This is a genomic window from Chryseobacterium sp. SIMBA_038 (assembly GCF_046535115.1).
GTDB lineage: Bacteria > Bacteroidota > Bacteroidia > Flavobacteriales > Weeksellaceae > Chryseobacterium.
This window is the reverse complement of record NZ_JAWRXH010000001.1, coordinates 665,948-685,319: the sequence shown is the minus strand read 5'-3', so window position 1 is coordinate 685,319 and position 19,372 is coordinate 665,948. Positions and strand designations below refer to the sequence as shown.

The following is a 19,372-nucleotide window of genomic DNA, read 5'->3' as shown; positions in this document are numbered from 1 at the left end:
TTAAGGATTTGATAATTTTTTTAAATTGTTATCAATTTCTTAATGGTTTTTTTATTTTTGCTAAATTAATACTATTATAAATGTCTGAAACAGGGAATCAACCATCACAAAATATTAAGAATAATCCAAAGATTATGAAAGCATGGGCAGTCTACGACTGGGCCAATTCTGTTTACTCTTTGGTAATTACCTCTGCAATATTTCCTATTTATTACACCATTCTTACTACGGCATACAACAAAAAGGAATATGTTGCAGCGGCAGGAGAAGTTCAGGAAATTCCTGTGAGAACGATGATAAAAATATTTGGAGAAACTTATGAACCGGATGCTGTTCTGAGTTTTTCTTATGCTTTGTCATTTTTCTTGGTCGTTTTATTATCTCCATTTTTGTCTTCTTTGGCAGATACAATTGGTAATAAAAAATCCTTTTTACAGTTTTTCTGTTATTTGGGAGCTACTTCTTGTATGGGATTAGCGATGTTTACGGGAATGCATAATTTCTTTTTAGGACTTCTTTTCAGTGTAACTGCGAGTGTTGGCTTCTGGGGTAGTCTTGTATTTTACAACTCATTTTTACCGGATATTGCAACACCGGAAAAGCAGGATTCACTTTCTGCAAAAGGATATATTTACGGTTATGTAGGATCAGTCGTATTGCTTATCATTTGTTTGGTTTTAATACAGGTTGTTGCTAAAGGTGCACATCAGCAGAATATATTTATCCGAATTAGTTTCTTATTAACAGGAGCTTGGTGGTTTGGTTTTTCTCAATATACTTTTAAACATTTACCTCAATTTGGAGATGTTAGAGAAGAGAAACTTCCAAAAGATTTAGTATTATTAAATTATAAAAATATCTTCAAAAAGCACGAAGAACAGGGTGGATTTCTTGAAGTTTTAAAAGATAACATCAGTTTTTATAAAGATATTGCTAAGGAAAGTTTTAGAGAGCTATTTAGAGTCGGAAATAAACTTTTCGCAGATAAAAGCTTGAAGTTTTTCTTATCAAGTTTCTTCTTTTACAGTGTAGGAATGCAGACCATATTTTTAATGGCAACCCCATTTGGAAGTAATGTAATTTTCCCTAAACAGGATGAAAAGTATAAACTGATTATTACTATTTTGGTTATACAGATCATTGCTATTTTTGGAGCATTTTTATTCTCAAAAATTTCAAAAAAGATAGGAAACAAAAACGTAATTACCATTGCTGTAGTTATTTGGATCGTTTGTTGTCTTTCTGCATTCTCATTAAATAAAGAAAACCCGAATCTTCAATATCAGTTCTACGGTTTAGCGGCGCTTATCGGTTTGGTAATGGGTGGTTTACAGGCTATGTCTAGGTCTACTTATTCCAAATTATTACCTGAAAATTCTATGGAAAATACAACGTTTTTCAGTTTCTATGACGTTCTTGAGAAGCTTGCGATTATCTGTGGAATGCTAATATTCAGTGTGCTTATTCAAAAGTTTGGAAATATGCAGTATGCCTTTATTGCAATGTCCGGATTCTTTGCGGTAGGAGCAATTTTAATACGTTTCTTAAAAATTGATTCTCATAAGAACTAAATTTTAAGCAAGAAAAATAATAAAACAATAATTTTTGAATAATTAATAATAAAAGCCTGATTTTGTCAGGCTTTTTTGCTAACTTTAAGATATTAAATAAGGTTGTTAAGATTTAATTAAATACTAAGAATCAATTTTCTGTTAAAATAAGTTATAATTCGGCGTGGATTTTGCTTATACTGAGCAGAATAATTTTAACTTTGCAAAAAAGATTTATTATATAATGACAAACCCTTTATTTTACGCAAAAATTCTTTTGTTCGGGGAATACGGAATCATTGAAGATTCCCAAGGTTTGACATTACCTTATAGTTTCTATAAAGGTACCCTCAAGTTCTCAGCATTAGATTCTGATTTTGAAAAGAAATCTAATGAACACCTTACAAAATATGCAGAATATCTCCTAAATTTGGAGCTTCCGAAAGGTTTTGAAATTAATGTTTCAACATTTAAGGAAGAGATTTCAAAAGGTTTATTCTTCGACAGTAATATTCCGCAAGGATATGGAATAGGGAGTTCAGGCGCTCTAGTTGCTGCTATTTTCGAACGTTATTCAATTACAAAACGTAATCCTGAAAACATTGCTAAAGACGAACTTAAAAATTTAAGAAGCGTTTTTGGCTTAATGGAAAGCTATTTCCACGGAAAAAGCTCTGGAATTGATCCACTTATCTGCTACATGAACCTTCCGATTTTAATCGAAAGCAAAGAAAGTGTAGATAAAGTAGCCATTCCTAGAAGTCAGGAAGGCAAAGGAGCAATTTTCTTAATTGATTCTGGAATGACGGGCGAAACAGGACCAATGGTTCAGATTTTCTTTGAAAAAATGAAAACAGAAGGTTTCCGTAAAACGTTGAAAGAAGAGTTTATCCGTTACAATAACGCTTGTATTGAGGCTTTCCTTAAAAAAGATATGAATCCTTTCTTTAGAAATTTAAAGAAACTTTCTCATTGGGCATACGAACACTTCCGTCCGATGATTCCTGAAAGTATTTTTAATGTCTGGAAAAAAGGTTTGGACTCAAATGCGTATTACTTAAAACTTTGCGGAAGCGGAGGTGGAGGTTATATTTTAGGTTTCACTAAAGACTACGAAAAAGCTGAAAAAATGCTTGATGGCTTCCATAAAGAAGTGATTTACAGATTTTAATTGTATTGGAAATGAATTCTGAAAAAGAAACTTTCCAACAAAAAAACTTTGTCAAAAAATCTCTATTTTACAGATTTTCACAATTCGTGGGCTTTCTTTTGGGCGCACGATTTTTTGTGGCTATTCTGCTCACTTTTGCCTTGTATGTTTCTACCTTTTTCCTGTTTAATCAAGATGAAAGTTTCAGGAAATTTGTGTTCGATTTTAAAGTTCACGGCATTATTTTCTGTACTGTTTTAACCATTTTGGCAGGTGGAATTATCAACCAATTCTACGATTTTGAAAAAGATCATATCGTAAAACCGTTCAGAACACGAGTTCAAAGCTTCATAAAACAGAAATATTTCCTTTACGCTTACTTGTTTTTAAGCATCATTTCCTTGGGAGTTGCATGGACAATTTCCCATAATGTCTTTGCTTTTTTTGTCGTTTATCAGTTTTTTATGTGGTTTTACAGCCATAAATTGAGTCGATTTTTAATACTAAATAATCTCACTTTTGTAAGCCTTACGCTCTATCCTTTTTTCGGAATGATGGTGTATTATGAGACGTTTTCAAAGAAGGTTTTGTTAATGGCAATCTTCCTTTTTTTGATGCTTTTATGCATTGATATTGTAAAAGACACGCTCACAAAAAGTGTAGATAAAGCCTTTGGATATACTACAATTCCGAATTATTTTAAGACGAAAACAACAAAAGGAATTATTATTTCCTTGCTGATTATTACGATGGCAGTTTCCATGAAACTCATTCTCAGAACAGGAATTTCCGGTTTTATGGCTTATTATTTTTCTGGTGGATTATTTGTTTTCATCTTTTGTATTTATTTACTTTTAAATTCTTCTAGGAAAAGTAATTTTTTGACAATCAATATATTAAGACTTTGGGTTTTTGTAGGAATCATTGCAATGCTTCTGAACGGAATTGAAGGTAAAATATAATAGAAAATGTTGGAAAAAGATTAAGGTTATCCTTACCTTTGCAAAACTAAATTTAATAAAAAGGAATGCCCATTTTTAACGATACCAAAGTTGCATTTGCAGATAAATCTGATGCACAGTTAAGAAAAGCGTACTGGATGTTCAAAATGATTGAACAGCCCGCTCTTACAAGTCTTGGAACTTCTATCCTTAATTTCACTGTTCATAATAATTTCCCTTTCGTTACCGGAATTGTAAAAAACACTTTGTTTGATCAATTTTGTGGTGGAGAAACGCGTGAAGAAAGCATGAAAGCCGTGAAACAACTCTTCAAAAGAGGGGTTGGAAGTATTTTCGATTACTCGATTGAAGGTAAAGAAGATGAAGAAACATTTGATGCTGTTTGCAAAGAAATTAAAGATATTGTAAGATTTTCTGTAGGAAATCCTGCTATTCCTTTTATCGTTTTTAAGCCTACTGCGTTCGGTAGAATTGATCTTTACGAAGCTGTTGGAAAGAATGCAGAGCTTACTTCAAGTCAAAAAGAAGAGTGGGAAAGAGTTGTAAAAAGATTCGATGAAGTATGTAAACTTTGCCATGAACACGACAAAAAAGTAATGGTAGATGCCGAGGAAACCTGGATGCAGGATGCAGCTGATCACTTGTGTGAAGAGATGATGGAGAAGTATAATCAGGAAAAACCTATCGTTTGGAATACGATCCAAATGTACAGAACCGGCAGATTGGAATACATGGAAGAGAATCTTCAGAGAGCAAGAGAAAAGAATTATTTCATTGGATATAAGATCGTTCGTGGAGCTTATATGGAGAAGGAAAGAGCGAGAGCGGCAGAAAAAGGATATGCAGATCCAATCCAGCCAAACAAAGAAGCTTCCGATAAAAATTACAATGCAGGAATTGATTTTGTAATGAATCATTTGGATAAAGTTTCGGCGTTTTTCGGGACTCATAATGAGGTTTCTTCTGAGTTGGTAATGGATAAAATGAAGGCTAAATCTCTTGAAAATAGCAATCCCCATATCTATTTTGGACAGCTTTACGGAATGAGTGATAACATTACATTCTATTTGTCTAATAAAGGCTATAATGCAGCAAAATATCTTCCATACGGACCCGTAAAAGATGTTGTTCCTTATCTTACGAGAAGAGCTAGAGAAAACACTTCTGTAGCAGGGCAAACAGGACGGGAGTTAGGTCTTATTCAGAAAGAATTGGACAGAAGAAAGAATAAATAATTTCATTTAAAATATAAATACCTCACATTTTTTGTGAGGTATTTTTTTATCTATAGTTTAAATTGATAATATGTATTAAATAATTTATTATGTTAATTATATAATATTAAAATAAAAATTTTATTGTCAAGTTCGTAAACTTTTTGTAATTTAGTTGAGCAACATGAAAAAAGCAATAAAATGAACGCTCATTTTACTTTAAATAGCTGAAAAATATAAAGCTTTAGCTTTAGTTTTCTTCTTCAAATATTTTTTTGCCTGATCATTTTCTTGATCAGGCTTTTTTATGGCTCAAAACTTTCAAATTTTCCGTTTTCGTAGAATAGGACTATACGTTTTATTTTATTAGACTGATTTCCAATTACTTGATCGAGTATTTGCTGATTAGATTTTTCTAATCGCTGAGAATCGAATATTTTCTCCTGAGGTATACTTTGGTGCGGTATAAAAGATTCCTGAAGCCTCTCATTGGGAAGCTCAATTTCTGTTTCATCTGCTCCAAAATCATCGTCATTATTCATCATCGTAAACAGATCGGGAAGTGAAGTAGGCTTGGCTTTATCTTCGTCGATTTCCAATTCTAATTCTTCCAAATCGTTCGTTTCCGGTAATTCAGATTTCAGCATTTCACCATCGCCGTTCACCAACCAGTCCCATAAAATCTCCGGAAATCGGGATTTTATTTTTATGATAAATTCTAACGACGGTTTATTTCTTCCTGAAGTAACATGAGAAATAGAAGATCGTTGTACATCGATCTCATCTGCAAATTCAGAAGACGTCAATTTTGAATACTCTATAACTTTGGAAATTCTTTCATTTAAACTCATAAAATAAGCTTTTAATCACTTTACAAATGTAAAGATAGTATTTACAATTGCAAAATACAAATGTAAATCAAAATAAAGTTATTGACAATACATTTGTAAACTAATATATTTAACTAAATATCAGATATTTACATTATGGATAAAATTAAATCACAAATTTTATTTAACATTTTATCCGCAAAATTGACTTTTTAAGATTTTACTTAAAGTAATAGGCGAAGTAAGCTGATTATTGAACGATTTAACATTGTATCAGTCATTAAATAACCTGTTAAAGAGGATTCATGTAAACATCAGATCATAATTTTAACATATAGAGTAGGAGATCAGCTAAATACCTGATTTTGTAGATATTTACTGATTACAAATGTATGTTTTGGATTATTTTACCTCCGTGAACACCCAATACAAGCTCATTTTAGTGGTTAATTATAGTTAAGCAACAAAACCTATTTCAAATAAATTTAAAGGCGAGTTACGCTTTTATTTTAATTCAAATTAAACACTAATTTTTAAGGTAGTTTTCTGAATAATTAACAATTTACATTTGTATATAAAAAGTAATTAACATACTTATCCACTATCCACATGTTTAAGTTAATTACACTCATTTCGTGATAAATAGGGTTTTCCACACTTAAAGTGAAGTTCTAATTAACATTTAAGTAAATTTTATAATTAACTGAATTTTATTTAATTACATGTATTTAATTAAATTATCAACAATCCACAATTTTATCCACAGTCAATCTGTCATTTTACATTGTTTAATGAGTTTACAAACGTTAATTTTATTTTTTAACTAAAAATGGTTAAATTTGACTCTTGTAAACTATTCCACAATGAATTTTGAACAGATCTATTTAGAAAACCCTAATTTCCCAAACCGTTATATTTCCCCTGAAAAATTATTTTCATACTTACAGACGAATCTCGCAGACTATATTCAGGAGATCGGAAAATCGTATTTGGAAAAGCCTATTTATAAACTAAGCATCGGAACCGGAAACATAAATATTCTGGCTTGGTCACAAATGCACGGAAATGAGTCGAACGCTACCCATGCAATGTTGGACTTGTTGATCACTTTAGATAAAGCTCCGGAACTGAAGGAAGAACTTTTCAGTAAGATCAAACTGGATTTTATTTTTATGCTAAATCCTGACGGCTCTGAAAAATGGACAAGGCTCAATGCTTCGGATATTGATCTTAACAGAGACTTCCATAACGAGTCAAGTAAAGAGATTAAATTTCTGAAAAATGCTGTCGCTTCAAAAAAGTATGATTACGCTCTGAATTTACATGAGCAGAGAACAATTTTTACAACAGACGGAATCCATCCTGCGACTTTATCGTTTTTGGCACCTTCGGAAAATGTTGAACGTACGCTTACCGAAAACAGAAAAAAATGCATGGCGGTAATTGCAGAAGTTTATCATCATCTGAAAGAATTAATTCCAAATCAGATTGGCAGATATTCTGATGAATTTTATCCGACTTCTACAGGCGATAATTTCATCAAAGCAGGAATGCCTACGATTTTATTTGAAGGCGGACATTTTGTAGATGACTACACGAGAAAAGGAACTAGAAAATATTATACGATTGCATTATATTATGCACTAAAAGCAATCAGCGAATTAAACTCTGATATTACAGGTTGGGAAGCTTATCTTGAAATTCCCGAAAATCAGGAAACGCATTACGATATCGTTTACAGAAATGTAAAGTTGAATACCGATCATGAATGTATTTTAGACGTGGCTGTTCAGTACCGCGAGATTATGGAGGAGGGCAAGGAGGAAATATCTTTTGTACCGTTTGTAATGGAAGTCGGAGATGTGAAGAAAAGGAAAGGCTGGCTCGAAATCGACTGCACCGGAAAGAAATTTATTTCTGCCACTAAATATCCAAAACTGGATGCTGTAGTAGAATTTAAAATAGAAGACTAAAAAAAAAGCGGAACAAATTGTTCCGCTTTTGTTTTTATGTAATTTTTTAAACGTCGCTTTATCAGCAAATTTATTTGCCATTCTTTGCTCCTTAAAATTGGAGACATCAAAATAAAACTTTGCGTTTAAAATTTTAGAATTATTAGTTCACAACTTTAATTCCATTCGCTACAAATCTGATCTCTTCTTTCGGAGTCGTAATCGCGTCAATTTCAGCTTGAGGTTTTTTAGCATCTTCTGCGTAATGTTTTTGCTCATCGATAGAAGTTACTTTTCTTTCAGCGCTTCCGTCCAACACAACAGTTTTTCCTTTCAAAGCAGTCGGAACGAAAAATGCATAATCTTTCATTTTTACGAAGAACTGAGATTTATCTTCAGTCTGAATCGTTAACCAACAACCTTTTTTATCACAAACATCAACTACTTTTCCTTTAATAGCTACGTTTTCTACTTTTTTGTTCTCTTTTTTAAGCTTTTTGCTTAATTTATCTACAGAAATAGCTTTAGATTCCACTCCAGCAGAAACTGCGCTTCCGTAAGTATCACCAACCACTGCATTTCCTGCCGGTGGACCGAATTTCTTTGTCTCCTGTGCAAAAGCTAAAGTGGATGCACTTACAGCGACTGCAAATAATATTGCTTTGAATTTCATTTTTAATATTTTTTCCAAAAATACTAATAAATATTGAATAAGAAATCGTTAAAAACTTGATAAAAAACAGGTCGTTGTTTCTTGTGTTTAAAATGATTTTAAATAGAAATCTATTTGAATATTTTTTAAGAGCTATTTCCCGCTTTCCATTGCAATCTTTTTTTTTCAAAAAAGGATTTTCATTACAATCGGGGCTAGGATTGCAGTCATCCATTTAAGAATCAGGGAAATACTCACAAAGTTTGTCATTCCGTGGGAATCTGGACACGAATCTTTCTATACATTTAATAAATATATTTGTTGATATTTTTTTTTCAACACGATGTTCACAAAGATGCTTTACATTATTTTTTTAAATTTTTTACTGTAGAATCTGTATTTATTTAACAGCGTAAGTTCCAAAAAAATAGGAGATTAATATTGCAAAACAAAAATCCTATAATTCTGGAACTCATTAGCCTTGTAAATAAAAGTATTTATAGAATTAGTTTTAATCAAATACTTCCATTGTCATATGGATATTATGAGTTGAATTACCATAATACCCCCACCATGTGCATCTGTACATTTTACCGTTGCGATTAATTACAGCACTACAAGTTTCAAAAGTTGAAGTATCATAATATACGATTCCGTCAGGATCCACATTTACATAGCTACCATTGGCAAGAGCGCTATATGCTACTCTTTTTGTACCACTTACTGTTGACTGATTGTACAATACAAAGTCGTTAATGGCAGCACCTGATATATTTTCTATTATCGGACTCATAAGAGTCCCCGATGTACCTTTGTTGTAAAAAACAACATTCATTCGAATTCCATCTATAACAGGAACATCGGATAATTTTGAAGGATCGTTATTTGTTAAATAGCCTACAATATTACTATTAACTGTTTCAGAGGGTTTAGCCCCTGTTGTTGTAAAAGCTGTTGAGGTTGTCATTGTAGTATAATCTGGCTGATAAAATAAGTGTTTAAATGTTCCATCACTATTTGTACTTCCTCCGCCGCTTGATGTGCATGCCCAATTCGGAGAAGAAGGAGTTCCATTATTAGACATCAGGCATTTTAAGTCTGTATCATAAACTAAAAGTCCTGTAGCGGGCAAAGAAATTGAATTTCTTTGGGCTGTTGTTATTGGATTTAATAATGTTCCTCTGATAGATGTGCCATTATTAGCAACATGTAAATTAGCAGAGGCATCTGGAGATGCTGTGTTAACGCCAGTTTGAGCTGAGATGTGAGAAATGCTCGTCAATAATATTATTGACAAAAAATAAGTTTTTTTCATGATTAATTTATTTTGAAAGTTAAGTTTGTTTTATGGTGTTTTTGCATAATCCCATAATAGGGAGGAAGGCGAAGAAAGGATGCCAATAAATAGAGAATGGTTTTCCCATTAGAGAAATTTTTTTTCATTTTTAATATTTTGCGTTATTACAATCAATTTTAAATAAATTATGAGAGAATAATTTATTTGAAAAATAAAATTAGACTATACACCAATAAACAAGGGAAGATATAAAGTTTAAAATTTTCTAAATATAATAATTTTCACTCAACTAAGATTTATTATTGTCATTTACTGAATGAAATGCTCTTGCGGTCAAAAAAATAAAATCATTTATTATAAAAGACTTGGGAATCATTGGATTGAAGAGATTAAAAATACTTTTCAAACAAAACCTATATTTATTTATATTTGACGCCTATACTTGACTATGCAAAAAAAACTAAAACTTTGGGACGCCATCATGCTTGTAATGGGTTCCATGATCGGAAGTGGAATCTTCATCGTAAGTGCCGACATGATGCGGAATCTAGGGTCTGGATACTGGCTTATCGTTGTTTGGGTGATAACGGGAATCATGACGGTGGCTGCAGCGATCAGTTATGGTGAACTATCAGCCTTATTTCCTAAAGCAGGAGGGCAATACACCTATCTTAAAGAGATCTTCGGTAAAAAGATGGGGTTCTTGTACGGATGGGGATTATTTACGGTAATTCAGACAGGTACAATCGCTGCGGTGGCAATGGCTTTCGGAAAGTTTACGGCATATTTGGTTCCTGCTCTTAATGATGCAGCACCCATCTTTCAAAGTGGAGAATTTAAAATTACCTGGATACAGATTTTAGCCATCGGGACAATAATTTTATTGACTTATTTTAATACAAGAGGTGTTGAAAGCGGAAAAATATTACAAAATGTTTTTACAGGTTCTAAAATCATAGCCATATTGGGTTTAATTGCTGCTGGATTTATTTTAGTTGATTTCTCTCATTTGGCGGAAAATTTTAGCTTGGGATATGATTCTTTCAGCAATCTTAAAAAAGATACTCTCGGAAACTTCCTTAAAGAAGGTTGGGAACCAATCGGCGGAATGACTTTACTGGGCGGAATTGCAGCAGCAATGGTAGGTTCCGTATTCAGTTCTGTGGCTTGGGAAAGTGTGACCTTCGTTTCGGGTGAAATTGAAAACCCCAAAAAAAACGTTGTAAAATCTATGATCTACGGAACTACTGCCGTAATGATCTTATACATCGCAGTGAATTATGTTTATTTAAATGCTTTGGACAGAGACGCGATCGCCTTTGCTGAAAATGATAGAGTAGCGGTTGCCGCTTCACACTTTATTTTCGGAAGTGCAGGAACTGTAATTATTGCCGTTTTGGTAATGGTTTCTACCTTCGGATGTAATAATGGATTGATCTTAGCCGGAGCAAGAGTTTTCCAAACTATGGCTAAAGACGGGATGTTCTTCAAACAGGCCGAAAAAAACAACAAAAACGAAGTTCCCGCTAATGCACTATGGATGCAGGGAGTTTGGGCTTGTTTGTTGTGTTTAAGCGGGCAATACGGGAATCTTTTAGATATGATCTCATTCGTGATCGTTTTATTTTACATGATAACCGTTTTTGGAGTTATTTATTTAAGATTTAAACAACCCGATCTCGAAAGACCTTACAAAACATGGTTATATCCGGTTACGCCTATCGTTTATTTGCTTATTGGCTCTGGTTTTTGTATTTTATTATTAATTTACAAGCAACAATATACTTGGCCCGGATTCGTAATGGTTTTGCTCGGACTTCCGGTTTATTATTTTATCAATCGAAACAAGAAAATAGAAGAATAAATTTCAAAAGCTGTTTGACTAAGTCGGACAGCTTTTTTTGAAGCAATTTCCCGCTTTCCACTATATCTTTTTCATTACGGCCTCCGTTTCGCTCCGGCCGCAACAAAAAAGGATGTCGTTTCAATCGCGGCTAATGATAATATTCTGCAAATAAACCTAACAGGTTTTTAAAACCTATGAGATTTGAATAACAACCCAACAACCCAGAAAGAATTTTAAACAGCAATTTTAAAATATTACAATACTCTATTTCGTGAAAAATGTTTAATTTGGTATTTCGTTTCAAGTAAACAAGACTATGACGTAAAAAATAAAGCTGAATCATGGACACACCAAATTATAGAATGCCTTTTGTTCCATCAACATTAATGACGGAGGGAGGGAGTATCGACACCTGCGACATGGGTGAAAGTATTGCCCACAACATCATGTTGCTGATAACCACCAAAAAGGGCGAAAACAGATATGATGAAAATTACGGAAACGACGTTTGGAATCTGGAATTCGATAATGGAGTTACAAGTGCCGTCTGGGAAAATATTTTTATCAAAAGTCTCAAAAGACAAATACAGGAATACGAACCCAGAATCGTTCAGCCGCAAATCGATGCGCACATACAAATTGTAGAACACAACTACGACACGAAAGAACACACGGAAATCAAAAAGAAAGTAAAAATCGCCATCAATGCAAAAATGGAGGAGTCGGGAGAGCGTTTCAGCTTTTCTACAGAATTATTTTTGAGCCCGATGTCTATCGACTAAATATTTTTATTGTAATTAGAATTTATGAATTTAGACCAGAATATTTATTCCAAAGAATCTGTAAAAGCAAGAATGCTTCAGAACGCAACCAAAGTTTGGGGATTAAAAAGTCCGCAGTCATTGGATCCTTTCGTTAAATTACTGATCGATGCGTTCAGTACAGAAGTTTTTAAGGCAAACAACGAAATACAGACGGTAAACGCCAGAATTTTAGAAAAGTTGGCGAAATTATTGACGCCGTCCATCTATACTCACCCGATTCCTTCGCACGCCGTTGCCTTTACACAGCCTTACGAATCTTCGGAGGTTTTGTTGGAGCATACAGAATTTTTCTTCAAAAAGCAGATGACTTCCACGGTGAAATCGGAGTCGGACAAACAGGTGAATATTCCTTTTACACCGATCGGGAATGTGAGAATCAATAAAGCTCAGACATCAATCATGTTTGTAGGAAATACCTGCTACAGTATTGATGATCGATTAAATAAAATTCCAATCTCAAGATTTCAGGGAAAACCGGAAGATTACAGAAAAGTAACAATCGGAATTAACGTCAGCAAATATGCAAGCGAAAATTTTCCTAAATATTTAAGCATTTTTTGTTCGAATCCAGCTTTCGAGCATTTGGATTTTGTTTACAAACTGTTGCCTTACATCACGGTTACCAGCAATGGAAATCCTTTGTTTGTGAGAGAAGGTTTATCGTATCTGAAAAACAGTCAGCCGGAAGGGTATGAGCAGATGTTCCGTGAACAGTCGATCAGAACAAAAACGATTGAAGATATCAAAAGCATTTACCATCATAAATTCATTGAGATCACAGGAACTTCGGACAGTCTTTTTTCGGAACCCGGAAAACTTCCACAAAATCTGGATTTCCTTGAAGAAAAAGATGAAATTTCAAAACATATTGAAGGAAAACGTTATTTATGGCTGACTTTTGAGTTTCCGCCACAGTTTTCTGCGGAGATTTTAGATAATTTTTCTTTTGTATTAAATGCTTTCCCGATTTACAACAGAGCTTGGAAAAAAACAGAATACAGTCTGGATATCATGGGAAATAATATTCCTTTGGTAACGGATGAGGGCGAGCATTTCCTTTACGTTGATGAAGTTCAGGACGGAGAAGGAAGAAGATATACGGAAATTCCTTTCACTCCTGCAGATGATTTAAAGAAAGGTTTATACACCGTCCGAAAAGGCGGAATGGAACGTTTTACCAACAGAAATGCAGTCGATATGATCGCAAACGTGTTGGAACTGACAAGAGATGAGATCGCAGCGTTTTCACTTTTAAACAGAGATAACGTGAAAGGCGTGTTGAGCGAAATGTCCGATAAAATGAAATCAATGGTTCAGAAAGTGAATAATGCGAAAAGAAGCATTAAGCAAGAGCTAAATTATGTGATCATGGAACCTGTAGAAAAAACAGATCATACATACGCCTCATTTTGGGTAACTCATTGTACGTTGGCCAATCACATGCGTCCGGGAACGGAACTTTCCAATCAGTTAAAATCGCAGTCGTTGGTACTTCTTACGGAAAGTATCGGCGGATCTGAAGAGCAAAAAGGCACAGATAGTATTCAGGCTTATAAATACGCTTTGACAACAAGAGATAAGATCATTTCTCTGGAGGACGTTAAAAACTATTGCAGAATGGTTCTGAAAGACGAAGTAAAAGACGTGCGAGTAAAACGTGGAACCATGATCAGCAACAGACCAAAAGAAGGGTTCGTACGAACCGTTGAGGTTGAAATTATTCCCCAAAATTATTCTTTCTACGGAAGAGCTTATTGGGAAAATATGGCCAACATTCTCAGAAATCAAATTATATCAAAAGCAATCGACGGAATTGAGTACGTTGTAAAGATCAGCAACGAAGATGTAGATTTTTTTGAAAATTAAAATAAAAAAAATTCCGGAAGCTCAATAGTTCTCCGGAATTTTTATTTTTAAAGAATCATTAAAAAAGCTGATCCATAAGAATGACTTCTCTATTTTCAAGCAAAGGGATAATTTGCTCTGCTACCAAACTTTTATAATGTTCAGAATTACGGTGAATTTCTACAGCAGATTCATCTTTATATCCTTCAAATAAGATCAAAGTATTTTCGTCTGATTTGCTTTGATGTAATTTATAAAACAAATTTCCTTCTTCCTGACTGCTTTTTTGCGAAGCTTCTTTCATAATTTGCAGTACAAGATCCAATTTTCCTTCTTTCACTTGCCATTTGGCGTAAACATAAACAGCTTTCTGATTCATTTTCTTTAGATTTAATATTTAATATTTTGTTTTAACCACAAAAGAGACAAGAGATTAGCACTTTAAGTATTTTAAGTTCATCATTAAACTACAAATAAGAACACATAAGTTTTAAAAATCTTTGATTTTTTAATGATTAATTTATTCTAATGGCTTTTGTAACTTTTGTGGTTAAAATACTTTTTTAGATTCTAAAATTGCCACAATCTTTTCACCCACACCTTTTGCAGAGGCAGGATTTTGTCCGGTTACAATATTTCCATCCGTAATACTGTTGGCAGACCAAGCTTCGGCAGCATGAAAAATAGCACCTTGTTTTGTCAATGCAGTCTGAAGATCAAAAGGAACATCTTCTCTTGCGTAATTATCTTCTTCTTCTGTTGTAAAAGATGCAATGTTTTTTCCGTTTACGAGATAAGAGCCGTCGCTTAATTTTACATTTAATAAAGATACGGGACCATGACAAACTGCGCCAACAACTGCACCATGTTCGTAAGTTTCGGCAATTACTTTTTTAAGTTCAGAATTTTCCGGCATATCTACCATTGGAGCCAGACCTCCGGGAATGAAAATAGCATCATAATTATTTACATCTACCGTAGATAATTTTGCAGCTTTATGCATGTCTTCCCAGCCTTTACCTGTTAAGAATTTTAAATTATCAGGATCGTCAGCTAAATTTAAAGCATCTAAAAATGGTGATTCACCGGTAAAGCTTGCAAAATCAATTTGATAATCTGCTTTTTCAAATTCTGCGTAAGGATGTGCTACTTCAGATAAAAATGTACCTGTTCTTCTGTTATTGGTTCCGATGGTGTTGGCATTAGAAACAATGATTAAGATTTTTGATTTCATGACTTAAAATTTTTTTGTTAATTAAATAATTGGATTGATTTTTTTGAAATTGTTTTAATTTCTATAGCAAATTTATGCCGATCCAATGCCTTAACAGAAGGAGCAAAGTCACAAAAAAAGTGTGATCGAAATCACACTTAGTAATAAGTTGGTTTAAACGATATAATTTTAACCACAAAAGGGACAAAAGCCTTTATTTGCTATTAAAACTTATGTGTTCTTGTTTGCAGCTTAATGATGAACTTAAAATCACTAAAGTGCTAATCTTTTGTCTCTTTTGTGGTTAAATAAAATTTTATTTATTATTACTAGAATATAATCTACTTAATGTTTCCCTGCTTACTCCCAAATATTCTGCAATGTATTTTTTAGGGATCTGTGAGATGAGGTCAGGATATAATTTTGAGAACTCTTCATATCGTTGTTGAGGTGTGCTTGATAGTAAAAGAGTTATTCTCTGTTGTAAAGCGATGTAACCGTTTGTTAATTTTACTCTGAAGAAATGTTCCATTTTATGAAATTCTGAAGCTAATTTTTCTCTTCCTTCTAAAGTAAGAAACGCAACTTCACCATCTTTTAGGCATTCTACAAACATGGTGGCATTATTTTGTTTAAAAAATCCTATATAATCTGTCATCCACCAATTTTTTTTCGCAAACTGTAGAATATGTTCTTTTCCATCTTCATCTATATAGAAAACTTTGAAAATTCCGTCTAAGGCAAGAAATTCAAATTTCACTTCATCCCCTTCATGAATTAGGAATTGATTTTTACGGACTTTTTTTAGAGTGAAAAATGTTTTAATATAATCAAACTCTTCGTCTGTAACTGGGGTTATTTCCTCGATATGTTCTCGTAGCCTGTTCATGGTTTTGGATTAATGAATGTAAATTTAATTAAATTTTTTATTAAGAATAAAAGAGACGCTTCGACTCCGCTCAGCGTGACAGTATAATATTAACTGTTTATTTTATGAAGGATAATTTGCCAGTGTCATCCTGAGCGGAGTCGAAGGATCTTAATGATAAAACTATAATTAAGCTAAAAGTCTTACTTGAAAACAAAAGATTTTATCTATTTTACAGTTAATAAACTAACATTTTTTAACACAAAAAATTCCATAAAATTCCGTAATTTTGCACAGCGTGATTTTCAGGTAAGATCACATCAAATTATGAGTAAATCAAAAGAATATATAGAAGTTTACGGTGCACGAGAGCATAATCTTAAAAACATTAATGTCAAAATTCCTCGTAATGAATTAGTCGTAATTACCGGACTATCCGGAAGTGGAAAATCTTCATTAGCTTTTGACACGATTTTTGCTGAAGGTCAGCGTCGTTATATTGAAACATTTTCAGCGTATGCCCGTCAGTTTTTGGGAGGTTTGGAGCGTCCTGATGTAGATAAAATTGAAGGACTTTCGCCCGTAATTGCCATTGAGCAGAAAACAACCAACAAAAATCCGCGTTCAACTGTAGGAACCGTTACAGAATTGTACGATTACCTTCGTCTTTTGTATGCGAGAGTTTCCGATGCTTATTCATTATCTACAGGCAAGAAATTGGTAAGCTATACCGAAGATCAAATTTTAGATACGATCAAACAAAATTATAAAGGAGAGAAATTGATGTTGATGGCGCCAGTTGTGCGTTCCAGAAAAGGTCATTACCACGAACTTTTTGTTCAGATGGCTAAAAAAGGATACGGACAGGCAAGAATTGATGGAGAATTACAGGATATTGAATATGATTTAAAACTTGACCGTTACAAAACCCACGACATCGATATCGTAATCGACCGTTGGATCATCGGCGAAAGTGCTTCCGAAAGCAGAATGGAAAAATCATTACGTACAGCAACGGAAATGGGAGAAGGGCTGATCGGGATTCAGAAGTTGGGAAGTACGGAAATTGAATATTTCTCAAAAAACTTAATGGATGCGGAAACAGGACATTCATTAGCGTTACCAGAGCCTAATACTTTTTCATTCAACTCGCCGAAAGGAAGCTGTCCGGATTGTAAAGGTTTAGGAACAATCAAAAAAATCAACACTGATTATTTTGTTGAAAATAATAAATTATCGATCAATCAGGGAGGTTTACTGCCTTTGGAAGATATTAAATCTAATAAATGGATCTTGTCACAGATCAAAAGTATTCTTGAGATCTTCGGACTTGGTTTAACGACTCCATTTAAAGATATTCCTGAGGAAGCATTAGACTATATATATAATGGTTGTCATAAAGAATTCAATAAAGATCTGAAATATGCAGGAATTGCTAAGAAGATAAAGATTAGTTTTGACGGTCTGATTCCTTTTATGGAAGAAATGATCGATGAAAGAGAATCTTACGAAGCGATTTTACTGGAAAGGCATTTCACAACAGAAGAAACTTGTCCATCATGTAATGGGGCTCGTCTTCAACCTGGAAGTCTAAGTTTTAAAATTGATGGAAAAAATATTGCTGAGGTTAACGGATTAAGTTTAGCCGACCTGAAAGACTGGTTAGCTGATATTAAAGATAAGTTTTCCGAAAAACATAAAATCATCGCTCACGAAATTTTAAAGGAAATCGAAACCAGACTTCAATTCTTATTGGATGTTGGTTTGGATTATTTAAGTTTGAGCAGAAGTTCAAAAACGCTTTCTGGGGGAGAATCTCAAAGAATTCGTCTGGCAACTCAAATTGGTTCTCAGTTAGTGAATGTCTTATATATTTTAGATGAACCAAGTATCGGACTACACCAGAGAGACAACGAAAGATTAATTAATTCATTAAAAAATCTTAGAGACATTGGAAACTCTGTTTTGGTTGTTGAACACGACAAAGATATGATTCTTGAAGCCGATGAGGTTTTAGACATTGGTCCAAGAGCTGGAAAATTCGGTGGCGAGATTCTTTGGCAGGGAAAACCAAAAGATTTATTGAAAGCTGATACAATAACAGCCGACTATATTACAGGAAAAAGAAAAATTGAAGTTCCTAGCGAAAGAAGAGCTGGGAATGGAAAAAATATAGTTTTAAAAGGAGCTACAGGAAACAACCTTAAAAATGTTAACCTTGATATTCCGTTAGGAAAATTGGTAGTTGTGACAGGAATTTCAGGAAGCGGAAAATCTTCCCTGATTAACGGAACTTTGTATCCGATCCTTAACAAACATTTTTACAGAGCAGTTCAGGAACCTTTACCATACAAGAAAATTGAAGGTCTTGACAACATCGATAAAATTGTAGATGTAGATCAAACTCCGATCGGAAGAACTCCTCGTTCAAATCCTGCAACCTACACAGGAATGTTTACAGACATCAGAAATCTTTTTGCAGAATTGCCAGAAAGTAAAATCCGTGGTTACAAGCCGGGAAGATTTTCTTTCAACGTAAAAGGCGGAAGATGCGAAACCTGTCAGGGTGGAGGTTTGAAAGTTATTGAAATGAATTTCCTGCCTGATGTTTATGTTCATTGCGAAACCTGTAACGGAAAACGTTTCAACAGAGAAACATTGGAAGTTCGTTACAAAGGAAAATCTATTTCCGATGTGTTAGATATGACGATTGATGAAGCGGTAGATTTCTTCCAGCCGATTCCTAAGATTTTTGCTAAGGTTAAAACTTTACAGGATGTTGGTTTAGGATATATTACATTAGGACAACAATCGACAACTCTTTCCGGTGGAGAAGCTCAACGTATCAAGTTAGCGACAGAATTAGCAAAAAGACAAACCGGAAATACATTATACATTCTCGATGAGCCAACAACCGGACTTCATTTTGAAGACGTGAAAATTCTGATGGAAGCAATCAACCAATTGGTAGAACTAGGAAATTCATTCATTATTATTGAACATAATATGGATGTGATAAAATTAGCAGACCATATTATTGACGTTGGCCCAGAAGGAGGAAAATACGGAGGTGAAATTGTAGCCAAAGGAACTCCCGAGGAAATTGTGAAGTCTAAGAAAAGCTTAACAGGGAAGTTTTTGAAGAGGGAGTTGGAGTAAATCTTAATAC

At 33.8% G+C, this 19,372-nt stretch carries 15 protein-coding genes; 9 read left to right on the top strand and 6 right to left on the bottom strand.

Translation table 11 applies throughout. The annotated features are described in order from the left end of the window. Positions 1-80 precede the first annotated feature (80 nt). The 4 genes from SB689_RS03135 (at position 81) to SB689_RS03120 (ending at position 4,897) form a co-directional block, all read left to right on the top strand. A complete protein-coding gene (locus tag SB689_RS03135; protein WP_410690680.1) occupies positions 81-1,571 on the top strand; it encodes an MFS transporter in 1,491 nt (496 codons plus the stop codon). Between the two features lie 223 nt (positions 1,572-1,794). After that, positions 1,795-2,721: a mevalonate kinase gene (locus tag SB689_RS03130; RefSeq protein ID WP_410690679.1), complete on the top strand. Its 927-nt coding sequence runs from the start codon at positions 1,795-1,797 to the stop codon at positions 2,719-2,721. Between the two features lie 11 nt (positions 2,722-2,732). Next, the gene (locus SB689_RS03125) at positions 2,733-3,662 is read left to right on the top strand and encodes a UbiA family prenyltransferase (protein WP_410690678.1); all 930 of its coding nucleotides are present in this window, start codon (positions 2,733-2,735) and stop codon (positions 3,660-3,662) included. A gap of 65 nt (positions 3,663-3,727) precedes the next feature. Beyond that, positions 3,728-4,897, top strand: a complete 1,170-nt coding sequence (locus SB689_RS03120) for a proline dehydrogenase family protein (protein ID WP_410690677.1) — start codon at positions 3,728-3,730, stop codon at positions 4,895-4,897. A gap of 284 nt (positions 4,898-5,181) precedes the next feature. On the opposite strand, the gene SB689_RS03115 is transcribed toward SB689_RS03120, so the two are convergent. Then, positions 5,182-5,727 (bottom strand): helix-turn-helix domain-containing protein, encoded by a 546-nt coding sequence (locus SB689_RS03115; RefSeq protein WP_410690676.1) that lies wholly within the window; start codon positions 5,725-5,727, stop codon positions 5,182-5,184. An 842-nt stretch (positions 5,728-6,569) separates the two neighbouring features. Between SB689_RS03115 and SB689_RS03110 the strand changes: the two genes are divergently transcribed. Then, the gene (locus SB689_RS03110; protein WP_410690675.1) at positions 6,570-7,679 is read left to right on the top strand and encodes a M14 family zinc carboxypeptidase; all 1,110 of its coding nucleotides are present in this window, start codon (positions 6,570-6,572) and stop codon (positions 7,677-7,679) included. A gap of 142 nt (positions 7,680-7,821) precedes the next feature. On the opposite strand, the gene SB689_RS03105 is transcribed toward SB689_RS03110, so the two are convergent. Then, positions 7,822-8,331, bottom strand: a complete 510-nt coding sequence (locus SB689_RS03105) for a DUF4920 domain-containing protein (protein ID WP_410690674.1) — start codon at positions 8,329-8,331, stop codon at positions 7,822-7,824. A gap of 490 nt (positions 8,332-8,821) precedes the next feature. After that, positions 8,822-9,607, bottom strand: a complete 786-nt coding sequence (locus tag SB689_RS03100; RefSeq protein ID WP_410690673.1) for a hypothetical protein — start codon at positions 9,605-9,607, stop codon at positions 8,822-8,824. A 448-nt stretch (positions 9,608-10,055) separates the two neighbouring features. On the opposite strand from SB689_RS03100, the gene SB689_RS03095 reads away from it, so the two are divergent. The 3 genes from SB689_RS03095 (at position 10,056) to SB689_RS03085 (ending at position 14,143) form a co-directional block, all read left to right on the top strand. Next, positions 10,056-11,471, top strand: a complete 1,416-nt coding sequence (locus tag SB689_RS03095) for an APC family permease (RefSeq protein ID WP_410690672.1) — start codon at positions 10,056-10,058, stop codon at positions 11,469-11,471. A 323-nt stretch (positions 11,472-11,794) separates the two neighbouring features. Further along, a complete protein-coding gene (locus SB689_RS03090; RefSeq protein WP_410690671.1) occupies positions 11,795-12,235 on the top strand; it encodes a GPW/gp25 family protein in 441 nt (146 codons plus the stop codon). Positions 12,236-12,259: 24 nt separating this feature from the next. Then, complete coding sequence (locus SB689_RS03085; protein WP_410690670.1) at positions 12,260-14,143, top strand: type VI secretion system baseplate subunit TssF; 1,884 nt, start codon at positions 12,260-12,262, stop codon at positions 14,141-14,143. Between the two features lie 58 nt (positions 14,144-14,201). Here SB689_RS03085 and SB689_RS03080 read toward each other — a convergent pair whose 3' ends face one another. From SB689_RS03080 to SB689_RS03070, 3 genes are all read right to left on the bottom strand, one after another. Continuing rightward, positions 14,202-14,501: a putative quinol monooxygenase gene (locus tag SB689_RS03080; RefSeq protein WP_410690669.1), complete on the bottom strand. Its 300-nt coding sequence runs from the start codon at positions 14,499-14,501 to the stop codon at positions 14,202-14,204. 171 nt (positions 14,502-14,672) lie between these two features. Next, the gene (locus tag SB689_RS03075; RefSeq protein ID WP_410690668.1) at positions 14,673-15,356 is read right to left on the bottom strand and encodes a type 1 glutamine amidotransferase domain-containing protein; all 684 of its coding nucleotides are present in this window, start codon (positions 15,354-15,356) and stop codon (positions 14,673-14,675) included. Between the two features lie 295 nt (positions 15,357-15,651). Further along, positions 15,652-16,224, bottom strand: a complete 573-nt coding sequence (locus tag SB689_RS03070) for a Crp/Fnr family transcriptional regulator (RefSeq protein WP_410690667.1) — start codon at positions 16,222-16,224, stop codon at positions 15,652-15,654. A gap of 306 nt (positions 16,225-16,530) precedes the next feature. Between SB689_RS03070 and uvrA the strand changes: the two genes are divergently transcribed. Continuing rightward, positions 16,531-19,362 (top strand): excinuclease ABC subunit UvrA, encoded by a 2,832-nt coding sequence (gene uvrA, locus SB689_RS03065; protein ID WP_410690666.1) that lies wholly within the window; start codon positions 16,531-16,533, stop codon positions 19,360-19,362. The last annotated feature ends 10 nt before the right edge of the window (positions 19,363-19,372 follow it).

What these genes read in the sequence shown, in the direction of transcription:
- SB689_RS03135 (WP_410690680.1), top strand. Translation starts at nt 81, where the DNA reads ATGTCTGAAACAGGGAATCAACCATCACAAAATATTAAGAATAATCCA.
- SB689_RS03130 (WP_410690679.1), top strand. Translation starts at nt 1,795, where the DNA reads ATGACAAACCCTTTATTTTACGCAAAAATTCTTTTGTTCGGGGAATAC.
- SB689_RS03125 (WP_410690678.1), top strand. Translation starts at nt 2,733, where the DNA reads ATGAATTCTGAAAAAGAAACTTTCCAACAAAAAAACTTTGTCAAAAAA.
- SB689_RS03120 (WP_410690677.1), top strand. Translation starts at nt 3,728, where the DNA reads ATGCCCATTTTTAACGATACCAAAGTTGCATTTGCAGATAAATCTGAT.
- SB689_RS03115 (WP_410690676.1), bottom strand. Translation starts at nt 5,727, where the DNA reads ATGAGTTTAAATGAAAGAATTTCCAAAGTTATAGAGTATTCAAAATTG.
- SB689_RS03110 (WP_410690675.1), top strand. Translation starts at nt 6,570, where the DNA reads ATGAATTTTGAACAGATCTATTTAGAAAACCCTAATTTCCCAAACCGT.
- SB689_RS03105 (WP_410690674.1), bottom strand. Translation starts at nt 8,331, where the DNA reads ATGAAATTCAAAGCAATATTATTTGCAGTCGCTGTAAGTGCATCCACT.
- SB689_RS03095 (WP_410690672.1), top strand. Translation starts at nt 10,056, where the DNA reads ATGCAAAAAAAACTAAAACTTTGGGACGCCATCATGCTTGTAATGGGT.
- SB689_RS03090 (WP_410690671.1), top strand. Translation starts at nt 11,795, where the DNA reads ATGGACACACCAAATTATAGAATGCCTTTTGTTCCATCAACATTAATG.
- SB689_RS03085 (WP_410690670.1), top strand. Translation starts at nt 12,260, where the DNA reads ATGAATTTAGACCAGAATATTTATTCCAAAGAATCTGTAAAAGCAAGA.
- SB689_RS03080 (WP_410690669.1), bottom strand. Translation starts at nt 14,501, where the DNA reads ATGAATCAGAAAGCTGTTTATGTTTACGCCAAATGGCAAGTGAAAGAA.
- SB689_RS03075 (WP_410690668.1), bottom strand. Translation starts at nt 15,356, where the DNA reads ATGAAATCAAAAATCTTAATCATTGTTTCTAATGCCAACACCATCGGA.
- SB689_RS03070 (WP_410690667.1), bottom strand. Translation starts at nt 16,224, where the DNA reads ATGAACAGGCTACGAGAACATATCGAGGAAATAACCCCAGTTACAGAC.
- uvrA (WP_410690666.1), top strand. Translation starts at nt 16,531, where the DNA reads ATGAGTAAATCAAAAGAATATATAGAAGTTTACGGTGCACGAGAGCAT.